General features: G+C 45.7%; 19 protein-coding genes and 4 tRNA genes. 6 read left to right on the plus strand and 17 right to left on the minus strand.

Features of this window, described 5'->3' with window-relative positions:
• The first annotated feature begins 457 nt into the window (after positions 1 to 457).
• The gene (locus QUB33_RS25575; RefSeq protein ID WP_333356115.1) at positions 458 to 2,326 is read left to right on the plus strand and encodes a tetratricopeptide repeat protein; all 1,869 of its coding nucleotides are present in this window, start codon (positions 458 to 460) and stop codon (positions 2,324 to 2,326) included.
• A gap of 199 nt (positions 2,327 to 2,525) precedes the next feature.
• On the opposite strand, the gene QUB33_RS25580 is transcribed toward QUB33_RS25575, so the two are convergent.
• Positions 2,526 to 3,161 (minus strand): L,D-transpeptidase, encoded by a 636-nt coding sequence (locus QUB33_RS25580; protein WP_333356118.1) that lies wholly within the window; start codon positions 3,159 to 3,161, stop codon positions 2,526 to 2,528.
• Between the two features lie 316 nt (positions 3,162 to 3,477).
• On the opposite strand from QUB33_RS25580, the gene QUB33_RS25585 reads away from it, so the two are divergent.
• From QUB33_RS25585 to QUB33_RS25595, 3 genes are all read left to right on the plus strand, one after another.
• Complete coding sequence (locus QUB33_RS25585) at positions 3,478 to 3,651, plus strand: hypothetical protein (protein WP_333356122.1); 174 nt, start codon at positions 3,478 to 3,480, stop codon at positions 3,649 to 3,651.
• Positions 3,652 to 3,834: 183 nt separating this feature from the next.
• Positions 3,835 to 4,335, plus strand: coding sequence for an autotransporter (locus QUB33_RS25590; RefSeq protein WP_333356125.1), 501 nt, complete (start codon positions 3,835 to 3,837; stop codon positions 4,333 to 4,335).
• A gap of 356 nt (positions 4,336 to 4,691) precedes the next feature.
• Entirely contained in the window at positions 4,692 to 6,038 is a 1,347-nt protein-coding gene (locus QUB33_RS25595) for a sorbosone dehydrogenase family protein (protein WP_333356128.1), read from the plus strand.
• Between the two features lie 210 nt (positions 6,039 to 6,248).
• Here QUB33_RS25595 and QUB33_RS25600 read toward each other — a convergent pair whose 3' ends face one another.
• The 4 genes from QUB33_RS25600 to QUB33_RS25615 all read right to left on the minus strand — a co-directional run bounded on the left by QUB33_RS25600 (position 6,249) and on the right by QUB33_RS25615 (position 8,924).
• Complete coding sequence (locus QUB33_RS25600) at positions 6,249 to 6,815, minus strand: DUF924 family protein (protein ID WP_333356131.1); 567 nt, start codon at positions 6,813 to 6,815, stop codon at positions 6,249 to 6,251.
• 144 nt (positions 6,816 to 6,959) lie between these two features.
• Positions 6,960 to 7,316 (minus strand): peptidoglycan-binding domain-containing protein, encoded by a 357-nt coding sequence (locus tag QUB33_RS25605; protein ID WP_333356134.1) that lies wholly within the window; start codon positions 7,314 to 7,316, stop codon positions 6,960 to 6,962.
• Positions 7,317 to 7,445: 129 nt separating this feature from the next.
• Positions 7,446 to 8,084 carry a ThiF family adenylyltransferase gene (locus QUB33_RS25610; protein ID WP_333356137.1) on the minus strand — a complete coding sequence of 213 codons (639 nt, stop codon included), beginning with the start codon at positions 8,082 to 8,084 and terminating at the stop codon, positions 7,446 to 7,448.
• A gap of 12 nt (positions 8,085 to 8,096) precedes the next feature.
• Positions 8,097 to 8,924 (minus strand): hypothetical protein, encoded by an 828-nt coding sequence (locus QUB33_RS25615; protein WP_333356140.1) that lies wholly within the window; start codon positions 8,922 to 8,924, stop codon positions 8,097 to 8,099.
• Between the two features lie 153 nt (positions 8,925 to 9,077).
• Between QUB33_RS25615 and QUB33_RS25620 the strand changes: the two genes are divergently transcribed.
• Positions 9,078 to 9,470 (plus strand): DUF4189 domain-containing protein, encoded by a 393-nt coding sequence (locus tag QUB33_RS25620; RefSeq protein ID WP_333356145.1) that lies wholly within the window; start codon positions 9,078 to 9,080, stop codon positions 9,468 to 9,470.
• 143 nt (positions 9,471 to 9,613) lie between these two features.
• Here the strand turns inward: QUB33_RS25620 and QUB33_RS25625 are convergent, their stop codons facing one another.
• Positions 9,614 to 9,955, minus strand: a complete 342-nt coding sequence (locus tag QUB33_RS25625) for a hypothetical protein (protein WP_333356148.1) — start codon at positions 9,953 to 9,955, stop codon at positions 9,614 to 9,616.
• Between the two features lie 425 nt (positions 9,956 to 10,380).
• Here QUB33_RS25625 and QUB33_RS25630 point away from each other — a divergent pair, with 425 nt between their 5' ends.
• Positions 10,381 to 10,635 (plus strand): DUF433 domain-containing protein, encoded by a 255-nt coding sequence (locus QUB33_RS25630; protein WP_333356151.1) that lies wholly within the window; start codon positions 10,381 to 10,383, stop codon positions 10,633 to 10,635.
• Between the two features lie 73 nt (positions 10,636 to 10,708).
• On the opposite strand, the gene QUB33_RS25635 is transcribed toward QUB33_RS25630, so the two are convergent.
• From QUB33_RS25635 to QUB33_RS25685, 11 genes are all read right to left on the minus strand, one after another.
• Positions 10,709 to 11,899 (minus strand): hypothetical protein, encoded by a 1,191-nt coding sequence (locus QUB33_RS25635; protein ID WP_333356154.1) that lies wholly within the window; start codon positions 11,897 to 11,899, stop codon positions 10,709 to 10,711.
• A gap of 63 nt (positions 11,900 to 11,962) precedes the next feature.
• Complete coding sequence (locus QUB33_RS25640) at positions 11,963 to 13,402, minus strand: hypothetical protein (RefSeq protein ID WP_333356157.1); 1,440 nt, start codon at positions 13,400 to 13,402, stop codon at positions 11,963 to 11,965.
• Positions 13,403 to 13,612: 210 nt separating this feature from the next.
• Complete coding sequence (locus QUB33_RS25645) at positions 13,613 to 14,074, minus strand: hypothetical protein (RefSeq protein WP_333356161.1); 462 nt, start codon at positions 14,072 to 14,074, stop codon at positions 13,613 to 13,615.
• 130 nt (positions 14,075 to 14,204) lie between these two features.
• Positions 14,205 to 14,277 (minus strand) — tRNA-Lys (locus QUB33_RS25650).
• A 215-nt stretch (positions 14,278 to 14,492) separates the two neighbouring features.
• A complete protein-coding gene (locus tag QUB33_RS25655; RefSeq protein WP_333209070.1) occupies positions 14,493 to 14,693 on the minus strand; it encodes a hypothetical protein in 201 nt (66 codons plus the stop codon).
• A 628-nt stretch (positions 14,694 to 15,321) separates the two neighbouring features.
• Positions 15,322 to 16,284 carry a GNAT family N-acetyltransferase gene (locus tag QUB33_RS25660; RefSeq protein ID WP_333356164.1) on the minus strand — a complete coding sequence of 321 codons (963 nt, stop codon included), beginning with the start codon at positions 16,282 to 16,284 and terminating at the stop codon, positions 15,322 to 15,324.
• Positions 16,285 to 16,466: 182 nt separating this feature from the next.
• Positions 16,467 to 16,540, minus strand: a tRNA-Lys gene (locus QUB33_RS25665).
• 333 nt (positions 16,541 to 16,873) lie between these two features.
• A complete protein-coding gene (gene tuf / locus QUB33_RS25670; RefSeq protein ID WP_333356167.1) occupies positions 16,874 to 18,103 on the minus strand; it encodes an elongation factor Tu in 1,230 nt (409 codons plus the stop codon).
• Between the two features lie 101 nt (positions 18,104 to 18,204).
• Positions 18,205 to 18,291 (minus strand) — tRNA-OTHER (locus tag QUB33_RS25675).
• Positions 18,292 to 18,345: 54 nt separating this feature from the next.
• Positions 18,346 to 18,417 (minus strand) — tRNA-Lys (locus QUB33_RS25680).
• Between the two features lie 101 nt (positions 18,418 to 18,518).
• Positions 18,519 to 19,088: a dihydrofolate reductase family protein gene (locus QUB33_RS25685; protein ID WP_333356170.1), complete on the minus strand. Its 570-nt coding sequence runs from the start codon at positions 19,086 to 19,088 to the stop codon at positions 18,519 to 18,521.
• Positions 19,089 to 19,101 lie beyond the last annotated feature (13 nt).

The raw sequence follows: 19,101 nt of genomic DNA on the forward strand, positions 1-19,101 counted from the left end.
GATTTTAAACCATCCTAATCTTCCTTCAGTCTTGTCTTATGGTACTTTGGCTGCTTAAAAACTGTCCGGAGTATTGATATACAAAAACCAATTGAGAGTATTTCGCTTAGTTGACAACCTTTACCGCGAACAAGTGTTAACAGGTGCTCGATTCTGGATACAGGAAATAAATTTTAGTTTTGGTTTGCGGTAAGGTTCTTTCTTACAACATCAGAGGTTGTGGCTGCGCTAGTATGATGTTAATGGCAATTTAGCTCGGACTCCAGAAGAATTTGCAAGACAGCGAGCTCAATTGGAAAGGCAGCTAGCCGAATCGGAAAGTCAGCGGGCAAATCGATTAGCCGATCGACTGCGAGCAATGGGCATTAATCCAGATGAGCTGTAAAATTAAGTAGCAGCATGAAATGGTGCAAGCTGCAAGCGCTGTCCATAAAAATTTATTAACTAAAAATAACTTATGCCTGAATCTACCTCATTGCGCGATCGCTACCTAGCCCTAATCGACAAAATTGTCGAAATCACCCTCAAAGGTCAAATTCGCTCCAAAGAACAAGTTTATCAAATGCTGGTGCAAGACATTAGCACTGGTACTGGCGAAATCTTTGAACGCTGTTTCGGCGAACGCCTTGATGCTGCCGAAAATCAAGTCAGAAATGAAAAAGACGAAATCAAACAAGCAAAGGCAAATCGCACCCTCCGAGCTCTCAAAACCATCCAAGGAGAATGGGAACGCTGGCAGAAAGATAACCGCGTCGATCGCGCAATTGCATCCTCAATCCAACAAATCGTTACTGCCGAATCTAATGCCCGTCTCCTGGCATTATTGCAAGTAATCGATCCGAATAAAGAACATCCGCTGACTCTCGCTCAATTGCAGCAATTGGCAAAATCTCTATACCAACAAATGCTGCAAACTGCCAATCCCGAAACCGAACAAGATTTGCTGCAAATCACCGCCGGCATCGCCAAAGGTTTAGAATCTTGGCAGCGTTTGGAACCGGAACTCGTGGGCTGGATTTATCAGCCGCAGCAGCTAGGATTTGCCGGTAGTCCCGAACAAAATGGGCCTTGGGCTTTTTGGGCCAAAAAAGTTAACAGTCCCTTTCCCCAGGCTCTTTTGAATACTATTGCGCTCGGTGAATCTGTAGTTCAATTCGCAGCCCAGCAATCGAATTTAGATTTAGGCATATTGGTGGAAGCGGCGATTATTTTGCAGTGCTTGCAGCGGGCGTTGGCGACATGGTTTGACAAGCAAGTTTACGATTCCAAAGTGTCAACAAAAGCTTCAATTTCTACTTACATTACTTTTGCGGTAATTTGGAGTCAGCTAGCTAGTGGGTTTAATAATTCTACCAAGAGCGGCGAGCAGTTGGCAAATGCTTGTTTTCAAGTAACTTTGCAAATTTTACGCGCTTTTTCTCAGCGAGAATATTTTCCGCTTTACGGGGGAATTTTTGCTTCGTTTGATGGTAAAGCCCTGCGGCATACTTTGGATTATTTAGACGAACCGCTGCGCCGAGTTGAAGGCACTCAAGCGAAAGCTCGGATTCTGACGCTTTTGGGTTATTCGATGCAGGCGGCTGGGGCTTATGAGCGATCGATCTTGCTGCACAAGCAAGCGCTGGAAATTGCGCGTACCGAAGGAGACAAAGCTTGCGAAGTTGCCAATCTCAATCACATCAGCCGCAACTATGTTGCTCAAAAAAATTATCAGGAAGCGATTAATTACAGCCAGCGGGCTTTAATTATGGCCAGACAAGCGGGAGAAAGACAAGGTGAGGCAAATGCGCTGGCTAATTTGGGTTACAGCGAAGTGTTTCAAGCGCGGCAGTTGGAGGAGGTGGAACCGGAGGTTTACGAGAGTGCGATCGGTTATTTGGAACAAGGTTTGTTGCTATCGGAAAAATTGGGCGATCGCCAAAGTCAAGCTTTTTGTTCCAGCAGTCTCGGTATTGCTAAAATCGCCTTGGAAAATGCTGAATCTGCGATCGAATATTTGCTTAAAGGTTGGCAAGCAGCTCAATTCTCAGGGGATTTATATTTGCAAGGTCTGAATTTGGCTTACTTGGCTCAAGCTTATTACAGAATCAACTCACTAGAAAAAGCGATATTTGCGGGCAGTTTGGGGATGTATACTTTGGAGCAAATTGGTGCGATGGAATGGCGTCAATCGGCTGGTTTGTTGACAATTTTGCGGGGTCAAATGGGGGCGGAATCTTTTAAACAAGCTTTGGCTAAAAGTCGAGCGAATATCATTCCGGCGATCGGTGTTGATGGCTACGATTACATCCCGGAGTTGTTGGAAAAATATCAGCAATCTATTTAACTCTTGGTTGTGGAACAGGCCCGAAAGCCTGTTGCTGACAGAGGTTTAAGGTGTAAGTTCTAACTAACCGAAAATCACCATTATCAATCAGTATTTCATGGGCGGAACCTCCTGCCCACCCCACAAGAAAATTGATTTTTTGTGGAACAGGCATCTTGCCTGTTCCGAAATGTTTTTATGCACCCCAACCTCCAAATAATTAATGCTCAACAATCACCGGTGTGCCAACTGCGACTTTCTCAAATAAAGCCTGTGCGTCTTTATCAAACATTCTGACGCAGCCGTGAGAAGCCGCCCCCCCGATCGACTCTGGATTCGGAGTACCGTGAAAACCAATCACATTCTTGCCATCCGTCCAAAACCCCATCCACCTACTCCCTAATGGATTGTCTGGCCCAGCAGGAATAAGTTCTCCTGTCCAAGGATTTTGCCAAACTGGATCTTTGATCATTTGCATAACTTTAAAATTGCCTGTAGGAGTTTCCCACCCGCCTTTTCCCACAGCAACCGGGAAACTGGCTTGCACCTTATTTTGTCGGTAAACATAGACGCGGCGTTCTCGCAATTTCAGCACTAAACGCACTTCCTCAATAGGATTTACCGCAGGCGTTGGTTCCTGGGGAATATAACGAAATGGTTCTCCCAAGGGCGGCAGTTCTGGGGTTCCGAGATTCGGCAATTGTGTCTCGGATGTGGGCCGCTGCGCCGCGATCGCACTATTACTTGAATTAGCCACCACTTCGGCAGTCGCCTGCTGCTGTAGGCCAACCGACAGCGCGGCTGCACTCAAGCTCAGTACAATTAACTTGTCAAACAAAAATTTGCTCTTCACCATTGTTTTGTTCGCTAAACTCCTCACCAGCAGTTCCTACAAAGTTCCTCTCTAATTATCCGCCAACCGCACCCGATCGGAAAAATTTTAAGATGGCTTTTTGACTGCAACTGCGCTGCACAGTTTTTAGTTTAAATTCCACAACTCATAACTTGTAACTCAACACAAAGCTTAGGCAATAATACTACGAAAAAAACAAGGTTTTTATAAGCGGCTCAGTGGACTTACGCAAGAGAATGTCGTGAGAAAACCCGGTTTATGCGTAAATATTGCCAGAAAATGATTAAATTATACCTCCGACTAATTTGATTTTTTAGCCATGACCGACTGGGGATCGAGTATTCAAACTATGGCGCTGCTGTATCCGGCAAGCACAATCTGTCTTTGGGTAGAGTTGGCCCCAGCAACAGTTAGGTTGGCGGAAAAAAACTGCTACGGTCGATCGAATAAACTCAATATATCACGCCAACACTCTAGAGATGCGAACCGCTGAACTTGTTGTAAATCGGGAACTTATGATGTAAAATTTAGTCTTTAAATACTTGTTCGATAATCTTTTTTTGAGATTGTCATAAATTTCCTACTCTGGGGATTAAACTGGATTAGGTATAGAGGTTGGGACTTTCGCGCAGCGGAAGCAAACCCGACCCTGAATAGCAGTTAATGTGAGGTTTCAATGCGTCTTCAGAACATCAAATTATTGACAGGTGCAACACTGTCGGTGGTAATTTCGGCGGTCTCAGTACATCCTGCGATGGCTAACCCTGCAACTCAAATAGCCCAAACGCAAACCACCACAACAGCAAACACTAGAACCATTGTCGGTTTTGTCAAAAGTATTGTCGGCGATGTAGTAACTATTCGCGAAGAAAGCGCGCCGTACAGGACTCTCAGGATTCAAAGATGCGTCCTGAGAATTATTGGTCTAGTACCGGGAATGAAAGTCAGAGCCACCGTCGCCGGATCTCAGATACAAAATATCGCAGTGATCCCCGATTATAAGGTTGTAGCCACAACGGTTGCTCGTCCCGCAACCCCAGCACCGGCACCGCGTCCGGCTCCAGAACCGGCACCGCGTCCGGCTCCTCGTCCGGCTCCGGCTCCGGCTCCGATTCCGGCTCCTCGTCCAATCCCGGCTCCGGCTCCCCGTCCGGCTCCTGTGAGAGGACTTTGGTAGAGCTAGGTTATACCATTTTAGATTTTAGATTTTAGATTAGAGAATTGCGAATGACCAAAAGCAATGTGGTCACAAGCCCCGTGATTCACTGGCGAAGCGAGAAAAAAGCTCGAATCCGGATCGCAAGCCCTCGGAGTTATCAGTGGGGTCGCTTTCTTCAATCTAAAATCTAAAATCTAAAATCTAAAATCGATTGACTGATCGAGCTCAAACTTTGGATCACTGACCTACAGTTGCATTCTTTTTTGCAACTGGTATCAGTAAATGGAATTAAGCCACCGCCGGCGCGGTGGCTTAGCTATTTAATAGCAGTTAGAATAATAGAATTGTCCAGCAATTGTGGAGAAATCGCTGCTATGTATTACCTGCGTTTCTTGCTGCTAATTCTGCTGTTGCCGATGATTGCGTGCGATCGAGCTACAGATGCGATCGCCCCTGCTGTGGGCGACAGCGGCCCCGTGTCGCAAATTCCCTCCCGTGCACCGCTGGCAAATGTTGGGACAAATCAAATTGTACCGACCAAACCGCTTTCGCCGCAGCCAATCCGCATTGTTGCAACTTCTTTGCCGCGGCCAGGAGCCAGCGATAGCGCCTCAAAACCTCCTCAAGTAATACCGATTCCCGCATCGCCAGTGCTGCAAGTCCCTCCAGGCTTTGTCGTCAACGTTTTTGCTGACAATTTAGACGCTCCGCGATGGCTGGCTTTGACGCCGACAGGCGATGTTTTGGTAACAGAAACCCGGCAGAATCGGATTACGCTGTTGCGGGATGCCAACGGCGACGGGGTTGCTGAGGTTCGCAAAACTTTTGCAAGTGCCCAAAACGGGTTAAATATTCCCTTTGGCATGGCTTTTGGCGATCGCTATTTTTTCCTCGGCAATACTGCTGAAGTCCGCCGATTTCCCTACACAAAAGGGCAGGAACAATTGACTGGTAGCGGTCAAAAAATTGCTGATTTACCGGGCGGTGGCTACAACCAACACTGGACGCGAAATGTTGTCGTTTCCCCCGACAATAGCAAGCTTTTCGTATCAGTTGGATCGCAGTCTAATGCCGATGTCGAACCGCTGCCGAGGGCGTCTGTTCAAGTGATGAATTTGGACGGCAAGAACCAGCAAATTTTCGCTTCCGGTTTGCGAAATCCGGTGGGATTGGATTTTCACCCAACAACCAATCAACTCTACACGACAGTCAACGAACGCGACGGTTTGGGAGATGATTTGGTGCCGGATTACTTCACAAGAATTCGTCAAGGCGAGTTTTACGGCTGGCCTTACGCTTATTTTAAGCCGAATTTGCTCGACCCGCGCCACTCCAGAAATGGCAATAGCGATCGACCTGATTTAGCGGCTAAAACATTAATGCCGGACGTGCTGTTTCAGGCGCACTCGGCGGCTTTGGGGCTTCAGTTTTACGACGGCAAAACGTTTCCCAAAAGATTCCTGAACGGGGCGTTTGTGGCGTTTCGCGGCAGTTGGAACCGGAACGCTGGAACTGGTTATAAAATCGTGTTTGTACCTTTTAATGCGGCGAACGGACGCCCTCAAGGTTATTATGAGGATTTTCTGACTGGTTTTCTCACAGATCCGTCGGGCCCGAAAACTTGGGGACGGCCGGTTGGTTTGCTGGTTTTACCTGACGGGAGTTTGCTGTTTACTGAGGAAGCGAATAACCGGATTTATCGAGTGCAGTATCGCGGGTGACGATGGGGGGATTAATAAATTCTTCACCAGCGTCTACTTTTTGTTGAATCAACAATGGATCTTCTTTTCTAATTTCACTATTCAATTTGAGATTCGCTGGGTTGGGGCGGGTTTTGTAGAGAGATTGTCTGCTGTTGGTTGTGATTGCGCGATCAAACCGCCTCTACAACCTCGAATATATCAGAACGATCGAGATTTTGCGATCGCGCTTTAAAATCCAGAACCGGGTTGTCTCAGAAACTCTGCTTCTTCGGGGGTTGTTTCGCGACCGAGAATTTCATTGCGGTGGGGAAATCTCCCAAAACGCTGGATTATTTCCAAATGCTGCATCGCGTATTCAATGAATGAATCGCTGTCAGGTTCGCCGCTGAGTTGGCTAAATAGTTCGACAGATTTTTGCTGGTTTTCTAAGTTTTCGCTGTGTTCAAAAGGCAGATAAACAAATAATTTTTGTACAGTCAGCAATTCGCGATCGAATTTATTATTAACAGCGTATTCGGCGGTGGCTAAAGCTTTGCTGTCTGTGGCGAATGCTTGGGGCGTTCCCCGAAACATATTACGCGGAAATTGATCGAGCAGTAGAATTAATGCTAGGCAATTTTCGGGGGAATCTTGCCATGAGTCGAGTTGACCGGAGGCGGCTAGTTCGTATTGCGGCAGAAAGCGCGATCGCACTTGGGCATCAAAATCCGCATCTTTTTCAAACCATTTCTTGTGGACTTTGCCAAACTCAGGAGAGTGCGATCGACCAAACCAAAAATCTAAAACTTCATTCATTAGCAATCTAGATATGCGATTGATTGTTGATTAAAGCTTCTGTGTCTGTAGTTGCACAAAATGCGCTATCTGTCCAACTACAAACCGCAGCGATTAATGATTAGCAATGATGACTTAGGAACCTTTGTTGTCCGGTGCTTCAAGTTACGAACTAGCAAACAGTCTGTCCCAAGTTTTGCCTCCCACAACTCCGTCTACAGGAATATCCGCTTGTCGCTGAAATCTTTTCACTGCATTTTCGGTTGTCGGACCGAAAACGCCATCAATTACGATCGGGTGTGGGGACAAGCCCCGCGCGTTCAACAACTTTTGCAGTTTCTTCACATCGTGCCCTTTCGAGCCGCATTTTAAAATCCTTTTATGGTGTCTCACTGCTGGTCGATGGCAATCATCAGTAGAGCAAACTGCGGAGCCTGCTGCATAGTTTGCTCTACTTGTGCCCGTCAAAACTAATAGGGCGAGAATTGCTAGTAAATAATAAAAAGTCTGCGATCCGGCCATACTTTCCCTGTTAATTTTTCAAGCGTTTTTTGCAAGTTGGACGATTGTTTGAGGGTGAGAAACCGGGTTTATAGGATGGGGGCATCCAATCTTGATTGACCGGGTTTCTGGCAACAGTCAACCGACATTCTACAATATAAGTGGCTTTACTGCAAAATCTCCGATCGTGCAAGTTAAATTTTGTTGCTCTTTGGTAGCAGCAAAGGTAACAATAACTTCGCAGGCAACTGCAACTGTCAGGATTACCAAGTTTCGCGCCAGCGGGTAATCGCAAACGTCATCATTCGCCGCTGAAGGAACCCGATAGTGTTGGTTCCAAATTATTTCGGAGTAATCGGCAGCTAATCCGACGTGCACGCAGGGAAGGGAGACACTGGCACAGTAATCCTTGACTGCTTGCCGCCCGACACTGTTATCAAAAGTATCGATGACTGTGGCGCTGTTTGCCAGCAGCCGATCGGCATTGGCGGGTGTCAATTCTTTTGAGTGCGCGTCAATGCTGACTCCCAAAGCGCGATAGAGGTTGTTGGCGAGAATTTTGGCTTTGAATGCGCCGATGTCCGATCGATAATAGGGTTGAGTGGAAAGGTTGCGTTCCTCAATGCGATCGCGATCGATGACTTTTAACTGACAAAAGCCCGATCGCGCCAGACTTTCTGTAATATTCGCACCCAAAGCGCCCGCCCCGCACACCGTTACCGGGAAATTTTTGATCTGCGACATCACTGCGGCACTTCTGTAAAGTTGTTCGTGAAAAAATATACTCATGGTAATCAAGAATTAGCGATTTTCGACGACTCCAACCAATGAATGCAAGTCGAAGTCTTTGTCCGAGCCGCTGAGACAAATCCCCGCACTCATAACTGTCAAGTCATTTTTGGCGATCGCAGAAGTGTGGTGTTCTCCCGTTCCGCTAGTCCATTCAACCAGCCAATAATTTTCGCGATCGCAAAAATCCCGCAATTCACCGCCGCCCATTTTTAGGGCCCGCTGCAAGCGCTTTTGGGCCCGCACTTTCGGATCGAAACCTTTAATATTTCGGGACACCAACTCATAAACAGTTCGCATTTCGGGTGTCATCCCTTTAAAGCGAACTTCTTGAGGCAAAATCAACTTTTTCAAAGCTGCTTTCAATTCCTCAGACGGCAGCGGATCGGCGCGTCTATCAATCTCTTCAAACCACAAACAATGACCGTCCCAGCGCGCAACTATCGGCTCAAACTGCGAACCTTCAGTTACTAAATGAACTGGTACGGGTTTCGCAACACCCGTGCGCTGTTTAGCATCAGATTCGTTAACAGGATAAGCCAGCCACGTTTGCCCTTGCAGCACGCAAGCCAACTGCAAGCGAACGGGTACGAGCAGTTGCAAATACTCGGCTACTTGCGGCAAACTCGGTTCCTCAATCACCGCAGCATTTTTCTCATTGACTGGTCCAAAAATAGCCCATCCTTCAAAGTTGCGCGGCTGCGGTTGAAAAGTATAAACCATTGAGCTAACCCTTATCCGCACGCTTCCCCCGCGCACACAGGGAGCCAGGAATTGGGTATCGAGTAAGTGCCCTTCTTTGGCCGCAAGTTGGCTGAGAATTCTGCGAATATCTGCCACTGAAGTGACCTCCTTAATCTTACTTTTTGTTATCAAAGAAACTTGTAGTTTAAGAAAATATAAAGATTGCTAAACACTATTGACAGGAATTAATTTCCTAATCTAATATTGAGCGAACCTCGCAACTTAACCTTGTAAATATCTTAAGTAAATATGCTGCAAAAGCTTTATTCTAAGTGGGTTGTAGTCACTGCTTTGACACTTCCTCTTTTTGGCTCAGTCCAGGTAGCTAAAGCTCAGAATACCTATGGAGCTACTGCCTATTCTCCGACTTCTGACGCCACTGGTATTAGTTGGGATCATGCCACAGAGAAAGAAGCACTAAACGCAGCAGTAGCCGTCTGCAATGAAAAAAGCGGAGGTGCTAACGATTGCGAAGCGCTGACATCTAATAGTAATAATTGTGGAGCGATCGCAGTAGGCAAAGGAGGAGCTGGTGCGGGCTGGGGCGAGGATCAAGCCGCAGCAGAAGCTCAAGCTCTCGCAGGTTGCAGCGAACTAGAGGGCGGCAGTTGTAAAGTGCAGCTTTCAGCTTGCAACAACTAATTAAACTGATAAAAATCGGTGGAAGAGGTGTATATTTTGGCTGCTAAAACAGCTTAAAAAATAGTAAATGTATGGTGTGCAATGCACACCATACCAAATACAACTCAGCTAAAATTAGGGTACGCAATGCACACCCTACGGAGTTAATCTCCTACTTCGGAAGTAACTGCATCGGGTGGCAGCAAACTTTCTAATCTATCTTTAGACCAATATTCAGTAGGGTAAGCAAGTGCAATAATATCAGAGAGTCGAATCAGCCACGTAACTTGCCCGTAAGCATCGATATGTTCCGCCTGTTCGTTAGGGGGAACTATCACCAAAAGTTCCACAAACTCCCCGAACAAATTAGTCGGGATGCCGCCGAAACTACTATTATTTGTTTTAATCCAAACTTTACTGCCTCGATCCAGAGCTTCTTGGAGTCGCTGGCAGAGCAAACTGGATTTTTTGAGCTGGGATTTTTTGGCTTTCGACTTTTTTCCCATAGTTTTAAGAAGTTAAAGTAGTTGTATTGTGGGTTGCACAGTTCGCTGCACAGTTAGCTGCACAGTTCGTAGCACAGTGGGTTGAGATTTAGCGCAATCGGAGTTTGGTATAGAAACGGACTGAAGCAAAAAGGTCGATCGCCCCGTCGCTACCCCATCACTCTAGTCTATAAGAAAGCGCTGTACTGCGATCGTAATAACAATTTAATCGCAAAATGGGGAAATGACACCAGCTCAAAAAAAATGCCACTGTCGCCAAACTCCAAACGCTGGTTGTCATCAGTGATTCGCAATCTAAAATATAAAATCTAAAGTGGTATTACCTGCCGTATCATGTTACACAATCAGTCAACTAGGCCCGTGTTTCTACTGTGCCCAAATGCAGTATAATCGGCGGAATATTCCCAAATCGTTTAAGTAAAACAATGGACTGGCGAAAGCTCATTCATCCAAACCCCAAAGCTTCAACAAGTCAACCAGCAGCGCCAGAAACTCGATTGTCTGTAGAATTTTTGCTAGGGCTCTTTGCTGCGGGATGGACCGAACAGCAGGTGTTAGAGAAATATCCTGCACTCACTTCGGAAAAGCTGCGCGCTGCTTTAGCTGCTGTGGATTCCCAGTTAGTGTCATCCATCGCTAATCCCGAATTACAAGAAATTATCGCTCAAACTAGAGAATAATTTACAATGCTAACACCTGAAGGATTGCGGGCTGTTTTTCGTTGGCTGGTGAATGTATCCGTATATAAAAGTTCTACTTGACGCGATAATTCCAGGTTTTGATAGCTAAATCTATAAACCATCCTAAATTAGTGGGTGTCTCCTTTGCGTAAGATTTCCACCATTCCAGAGTAGTGTTATCAAGAGGAGGAGTAATACCTTTAAGAAGATTGATAAGTAACCAAAAAGTATTATTATAACCTAGTGCAGCTTGCGTTAAGTACATATTAGGTTTACACCATTTTAACATTCCATGCCTAGTCATTCCTGAAAATGTATTAGGTTGAGGTTGCTCTTTTAAGTTGATAGTATCATTGGTACAGACTACCCATTCTAAGAAAGAGTTGTGAGCAAAGGGGTTGCCTCCTTTTTCTAAAACAAATCCAAATCGAGCTACGGGTGTTTTGATATTTTTATGAACGCTAGTTGGCAACCAAAGAAATAAAACGATTCCGTTAGTAGTGTTAGTTATTTCTGCCACTTTTTTGTGATTCATTCCATCCCCAGTTCCATACAATATTTTTCTGTAAGTGGTACTAACCATTTCTTTTACTTTTGGCTGAGACAAAAGCAAAGTTCGCAACTTCAGAAAATCTGTATGATAGTCTGGTGGGAGCCTACCTACAAAATTGCGAGTAAAAGCAGGTAAACTGCTAAGATCTAAATTAGGAGAGATTTCTGGCAACCCAAATACAGGGTAAGAAATTTCATAAATTTGACTTAATAGTTTAAATTGACCTGAATTATGATGATTTTGTACAGCAAATTCCCAAAAACAAAAATCTTCTTCAAATTTTGAAGCTTCTTTGTCTGTGTAATTATCATAGTGAAAACTCGGTGCGATCGCTATCATTTTCACGGGCAATGAATAGTCAATTTTATCCTCAAAGCATTTATTTGTGAGAATAGCTTTACGATAACGAGTTAGCTGCGAAACTAATCCTCGATCTTCTTCATTTTTCAACTCAATAATTATCGGCTGATTTTCGGATTTGGTACAGCACAATAAATCGCATCGCTGCATTTTTACAGTATGCTGTCTTTTGATTTTAATTAGCGAGGGAAAGATTTCATCAAATTTCTCATCTATATAATCTTCCAAATCCATCTCGGATTGAAACCTGATTTCACCACCAATATAAATTAACTTGCGATTAGCAGTTTTTACCCTATCATTCAACCTTTTACCTTGGGTTGATAGATGTTTTGCTTTGAGGTATGGCACCGTAGCTATCCCATAAAGTAAGCATTGCCCGCGAGCTTAACTCACGAGCCATGCCCAATTATATCACTTGTCATCTCTCACAGGCAGGGACGTATCCAGAATTTCCATCAACAATTCCAGTCGGGAAGGACGACTCAACATCGGCACTAAATTCGGTAAGGAGTAGTAATCACCCGCAAACGTAAAGGTTTCCACCGATACTTGTTTGTCCTTCAATTGCTTCTGGACATATTCGCACCAAGCACCAACTCGCACAATCACAACATCAGGAATTACCCCCAAACTGCGGCAGTAATTCTGATAAGCATCTGCAAAATAAGGTGCAGCGTTTTCGCCTTCATCTGTTACGATAATGAATTGCTCGACAACCTGCTTTTTAATTCGCATTGCTTCCACCGCGCAACCGCAACTTGTGCCGCCGCCACCGCGAATGTGCTTGAAAGCGCGTTCCCAGTCTGTCAATTCGCTGCCGTTTGCTTGCACTGGATACGGCATCGTGTCAAAGGCATAAACGAACAGTGCAGCCTCGGAAATGCCGGAAATCAAAGCAGCGAGACGCTTCCCGACTTCGATCGCACTTTCCATTGAACCCGACTTGTCAATCAACAAACCGGTTGCTTTCGCAATCTTGCCGCGCTTCTTCACCTGTTCGTTTGTCACCGCTTCCAGCTTCGCCGCCGTTGCTGTGTCGAAGTTCGCGCCCGCGCCCGCAACACTCGCTTTGTAAGCAGAAACCCGATCGCACTTTGCCGCTTCATCCAGCTTCGAGTCAATCAACTGCTTGACTTCCGCGTGATCCATCGCGCCGCGCGACTGAATCGATTTCAAATTGTTGATGACTTCCTGCGGCGACATCGAGTTAATCAGCGCGGCCAAAACTGTTGGCGTTAGCTGTCTGATCGCACCAACTGCGATCGTATACGGAATCTTGTACTCAACAATCAAATTCGCCTGTTCCGCAGGTGTCGCCGCCTTTGCTAACTGCTTCAAAACGAATGCCAGAGAGTCTTCCGGCGGATTGTCTTTAAACAGAATAGCATTAGCGCGATCGCTCGGCTTGACGTGCAGCGTTGCGTACAAATGCTTCATCGCCTTGCGGTTGCGGATGGCGGCGCGATCGAAAAACTGTGCATTCTTTTCCCGCGATTTCAGATAGCGAGTGACAGCAGTGCGCGCGCTGCGGGGCACCTTATTCTGGTGCTGCTTCATAAAGTCCACAATCCGCGAAACCTCGTAGGGAGGGAACTCTTGCAGCATCATAAAACCGGCATCTCGGTGTTCCGTCAGCGCCGAAGTCAGCAAATTTCCGGCAAAAACTTCCTTGTGATCGCGCACGTCGCCGTGACGTTGATACCACACTGCTAAATGACCGTAAAAAATGGGGTCTAATTCGATAATTAACTTGTGAATTTCTGCTACTTTTTCTAATTGACGGTGCGGAGTTGTGAGCAGACTGTTGAGCATTTCCAAACGCAAATCGCGCTCTGCTGTATTCATATTCATTGGTGTTACCTTCCTATTCGATTTTGGATTTTGGATTTGAGAAGTATTCAAAATCGGTGGTTGGCAGTTGTTGCACGCTAGCAAGTGAAATTTAAAAATCACCGCGCAAGTTTGGGGAGCTTTTTTTAGTAAACCTATGGCTAAACCTAATAGGGTCTGTATGTAAGCTCTCGCGATTGGGGCGCGGCAAAAACTGCGATTTTAAGTTAACTATTTCAGGGAAACTCTTTCTAATTCGATCGCTCTCAAGTCTGGTTCAACCCAGCTATTTCGGGCTTCCCAAGACATCAGCCGGTCGCGCGTGTAGTAGCGAAATGGTAAATTGCGATCGGCATATTTTGCAATCAAACCGTTAGCCAGATGTACGATCGAGCGATTTTGGCTTCCATCGGCGAGATACCCGCGAATAGTTCGCACCCAAAACAGAGTTAGTGTTTCGTGATACCCGCTGTTTTTTGTGGTTTCAATTCCTTGAGCCGAGTTGTAACGTTTAATGCCATTGCGAATCGCATTTATCGCTTCTTGCTCTGAGTCATAACACAGATACCAAAGGGCAACGGTTAAATGTGCTTCGTGCGTCCATTGACTTCGCGACAGGTTGCCTTCTTGGAAGGCATGAATCAGACTGTCTATCTCCTTGGGCGATCGGTAAATTGCCAGTTTTTTTCTCATGGCTAATACCCAATTTATTTTTGAGGACGGAAGTCTTCAATACAAACAGGATTACTTAATTATGATCCTGAATTAACAACAAGAGTTTATAGCGCCTAAAAGGTCACTTCGCGCAAGTCAAGAAAGCCGTTGGCACATACGCAGGAGTTGAACCCGCGACCAGTTCCTTAAAAGGGAATTGCTCTACCAATGAGCTAGTATGTAAGCTTCCTTTGTTGGGGCGCGAAGTGGAACTTTTAAGCGTCGGATAGATATAAAAAATTTAGCTATAAAAGGCAGCGCACAAGTCAGAGAAGCTTTTTTTCACGCTCTCGAAAGGTAGGAATTGAACCTACTATTCGATTTTAAGTGGAACGTTTTTAGTTTGTAAGCTTCTTTAGTTGGGGTGCGCTGTCTAATACGTGCTTTAAGTGAATTTCTAGCCGTAAACAGCTTCTGGCCGAACAATTAAATCACCGCTGGGACGGCGATCCAGAACGTAAGACTCGAAGCGATCGCCCTTGACATCAAAATGATTTGCCAGACGTTCCTTAATAGCCTTGTCGCTCATTCCTGCCGCGATACCCAGTTGGTCTTCGGCCAGATCGTAGGAACGTCCTTCAAAACGAATGTGAACCATTACCGATACCTCCTAGAGCAATTTTGGATTTTGGATTAGTAGCTTATCTGCTCTCGACTTTGGCTTTTTGTGAGACTTAGCAAATTGCCAGTATCGGTAAAGATTCACGAAATCGGATAATCTTTACTGAAAGAAGCGCCGTTCTAAATGATAAGCTTGTTTAATTTGGCGGATTTGCTCAGCCTTTTTGGTTGATTGAAATCTGGCTGAACTTGTCTGTTCTGAATCCGCATCAAATTCGTTAAAATTAGACTGATTTCGTACAACATCTGACTCGAACAGAGTCAGTTTGTAACCGAACAGTCTCGTATAAAGTAACAACATGACCATCGAGTCTATATTACAAGACTTTCAAATTGATGATGGTTGAAATTTTGAGCAATATTTAGTTGTCAAGGTTCAGAATTTGCACGAAAAATACAGGTTTTTGCTTGTCCTGCGCTTTCCATACTTACATACTACATAAATACTACATAAATGTCAAGGGGGTAGCAAAAGTTTTTTATATAAAACTTACACCAGTTGCGAGAAACCTGGTTTTTTCAGGAAAATATTTCGTTGCTACCTGCCGATTCGGTAAAAAACCGGGTTTCTAGGGTGGGAGTGCGATCGCGAACTGTAACATCGATCAAACGTCCTTAACATAAGAAATGCTATCGCGAATATTGTGGAAGCCAGCAGACTCGTAAAGATGCAATGCACCTGAGGAATTTTCAGCATCGACGCCGAGAATAGCAGTAGCCACACCGGCAGCTTTGAGTCGATGCAAACCAGCCAGCAACATCGCTCGTCCCAATCCCCTTTTGCGGAAGCCGCGCCTAGTGCCGAGACAAGCAATCCAGCCTTCATTGCGCCCGGTACGATCGCACTCTTCCACACTAATCTTGCAGTAACAAAAACTGACAAATGTGCCGTCATCAGCAACAGCAATCAAGTCTAAATCATTTCTGTAATCGGGTTTAGCTAACTCGTGCTTATATTTATCCACCGTTAAATCGTGATGATTCCAGTGATCGATAAACGACTGGTTGAACATTTCTACCCAAGCTGCTGCATCCTGTTCGCCGGGGAACTGACGCAGCGCGAAACCTTCGGGGAAGTGCGGTTCTGGGATCGGTTCAGAGAGCGATCGCGCCATTCGGCAAAAATAGCGATCGACCTTAAAACCGCAACTTCCCAGCACCGAAATGCGATCGCAATCCTCAGCGCGAGCGTAGGTTCGCAGCTTCACGCGCCCGCCCCGCATCGCAGACACCTCGCGCATCCGCACTTCACCCCAGGCGATCGCGGCTGCTTCCACATCGCCTCCGCGCGCGTAGGGGTGAACGCGAAACCACAGCCAACCGTCAATTACTTCCCCTGGTTCAGAAATCCACAACCGAGCGAAACCGATTAATTTTCCCTCCACACCTTCCCAAAGGCGGATATCGCGGGCTTTGTCTAGGGACGGTTGGTTAAATTCTTGTTCTAATTCCGAGATGGAAGTGCCTTCATCGAGCCGATCGACTTCTTCGCAAGTATTGATTAAATCGGCGATCGCATCTAAATCGCGATCGCCCGCATAGCAGCGCGCCGAGAGATTGGCCATCATAGCTAATCACCATTTCCTGTTGTTATTCAGTTTAAAAATAGCTTGGGCGATCGCACTTTTATCGATCGGATCAGCCGATCGGTCGATCGGCATTCAAAATCAGACAACGCAAACACCCAGGCGCATCGAACCGCTACAGCAGTTGACTGCACTCGTGAGTTTCGATAAATTCAGGTTCAGGATGGGAGTAGAAGGACTTGAACCTTCGACCTTGAGATTAAGAGTCACCTGCTCTAACCAACTGAGCTATACTCCCGCATCTAACCTAGTATAACACAACCGTTCTGAAAAATCAACTATTTTTGTAAAAAATTGTGGCGATCGCCCTTACTCCAATATTTAATTTAAGTTTGAGCGCCCTGATTCCACATTTCATTTAAGGGCGATCGACCTCAAGAACCTCCCCAGATTTGTGCAAAACGTGCGGCAGACCATCCAACCAAATCTGATACTTGGCCATCTCCAATCTAGACAATTCGCTTGACTCCATCTTGGCGCCTATTGCATCCACACAGAAAAACTTGCTGTGAATTAATCAGTAAGGTGGACTTTGGCCCACCCTACTGATTCTAATTGGTTCCGAAAGTGTCTACTTCAGAATTCGGGAGACGACACCGGCGCCCACAGTGCGATTACCTTCGCGGATGGCAAAACGCATATTTTGTTCGATCGCGATCGGCTGCAACAACTTCACAGTCATATTAACCCGATCGCCCGGAATTACTATGTTGATCGCGCTCCCGTCATCAGCCGTAAAAGATGCGATCGTACCTGTAACATCCGTTGTCCGCACGAAGAATTGAGGGCGATATCCCGCAACAAAAGGAGTGCGGCGGCCGCCTTCTTTTTCCGACAACACGTAAACCTCAGAATCGAATTCAGTGTGAGGTTGAATTGAACCGGGTTTAGCAAGCACCATCCCCCGCTCAATTTCGTCTTTTTGGATGCCACGAAGCAACAAACCGACATTATCTCCAGCGATTCCTTCATCCATAATTTGCTGGAACATTTCAACGCCGATAACAGTTATCGTGCGAGTGTTTTGGATTCCCACCAATTCCACAGTATCGCCGACTTTGATTTTACCCCGCTCGATTTTGCCAGTTGCGACAGTTCCCCGACCTTTGATCGAGAACACATCTTCAACAGCCATCAGAAAAGGTTTGTCAATATCGCGATCGGGCGTAGAAATCCAGTCATCTACCGCATCCATCAAATTGTAAATGCCATCGACCCACTCATCCTCGCCGCGCTGAATTTTCGGATCAGCAGTCATCTTTTCCAGCGCTTTCAGTGCCGAACCTGCGACAATTGGAATATCATCACCGGGGAAACCGTAAGAACTTAGAAGTTCGCGAATTTCTAACTCGACCAACTCCAAAATTTCCGCATCGTCCACCATATCTTTCTTATTCAAAAAGACAACCAACTTCGGCACTCCCACTTGCCGCGCTAACAAGATATGTTCGCGAGTTTGAGGCATCGAACCATCTGCCGCCGACACGACGAGGATTGCACCATCCATTTGAGCGGCACCCACGATCATGTTTTTCACGTAATCAGCGTGACCCGGACAATCAACGTGAGCGTAATGGCGATCGCCAGTTTCATACTCAACGTGAGCCGTATTAATCGTGATTCCCCGCTGTTGTTCTTCCGGTGCAGCATCGATTTCATCGTACTTTTTAGCCTTGGCCCGACCCTGTGCAGCCAGCGTCATTGTAATCGCCGCTGTTAGGGTAGTTTTGCCGTGGTCAACGTGACCGATCGTACCGACATTGACGTGGGGTTTGTTCCGTTCAAATTTGGTGCGTGACATTACATTTGATTCTCCTTTTAGAATTGTTGTTTGTTTTCAATCATTAGTTTTTAGTCCTTAGCCTGTTCTTAATGAGTAAGGATCGCTCGCTAATGATTAAAACGAAAAGTGGAGGAGTCGAACCTCTACAGCTTTCGCTGCACCCTGGTATTCCAAACCAGTTGCCATCCACACAGCCGCACTTTCCAAGTTTTTGATTTTTAACCGCAGATAAACACTGATTAACGCAGATATATTGAGAGTGGGTGGTATAGGAGTTGAACCTATCTGGTACCGGTTAAAAGCCGGGTGCATAACCGCTTTGCTAACCACCCATAAAATCTCAGCTTTTGTGTAAGTGCTATAAAATCATTTTGTAGTAAGGACTTCACTCGTTTCTTGCCCGCAGCAATTCCAAGGAATAAAGTCCTGATTGCTAATGCTTCACTCGATAATGAAGCAACATGAAACCGTTGCTATAGATTTTGCGATCGGCAAGTTCCAAATTTGTCGGATCGAGTGCACGGGAAAAAAGAGGAATTCCCGCTCCGATTACTACCGGATTCAACTTCACAATCATCTCGTCAATCTCCGGAAAAAGAGTTGCCGCTAAAGCCCCACCACCGCAGAGCCAGATGTCTTTACCCGTTTCTTTTTTCAATTTTTTAACCAATGCAATAGGATTGTCCGAAACAAGTTCAATATTCTCATCCGGACTGGCTTCCATAGTGCGCGAAAAAACATACTGCTTCAAGGTAGGATAAGGGTTAGTTAAACCAACATTTAGCCCTACCTCATAGGTTTTTCGTCCCATCAAAACCGCATCAAACTGCTTGTTCTCTGCACGAATGCCTCGTGCTTCCTGAAAGTGAGCCGGAAAAGTTTCAGGAAAGGAATCGAACAAATCAGCGAAATGCTCCCCTTCCATAGGAAAACAATCAAATGATATCATGTCCGGTAGTACAACCATAGTAAAATAGCTAAGTATACCCTTTGTAAAAAGCATCCTATCTAACCAA

This window comes from Microcoleus sp. B3-A4 (assembly GCF_036705385.1).
GTDB lineage: Bacteria > Cyanobacteriota > Cyanobacteriia > Cyanobacteriales > Microcoleaceae > Microcoleus.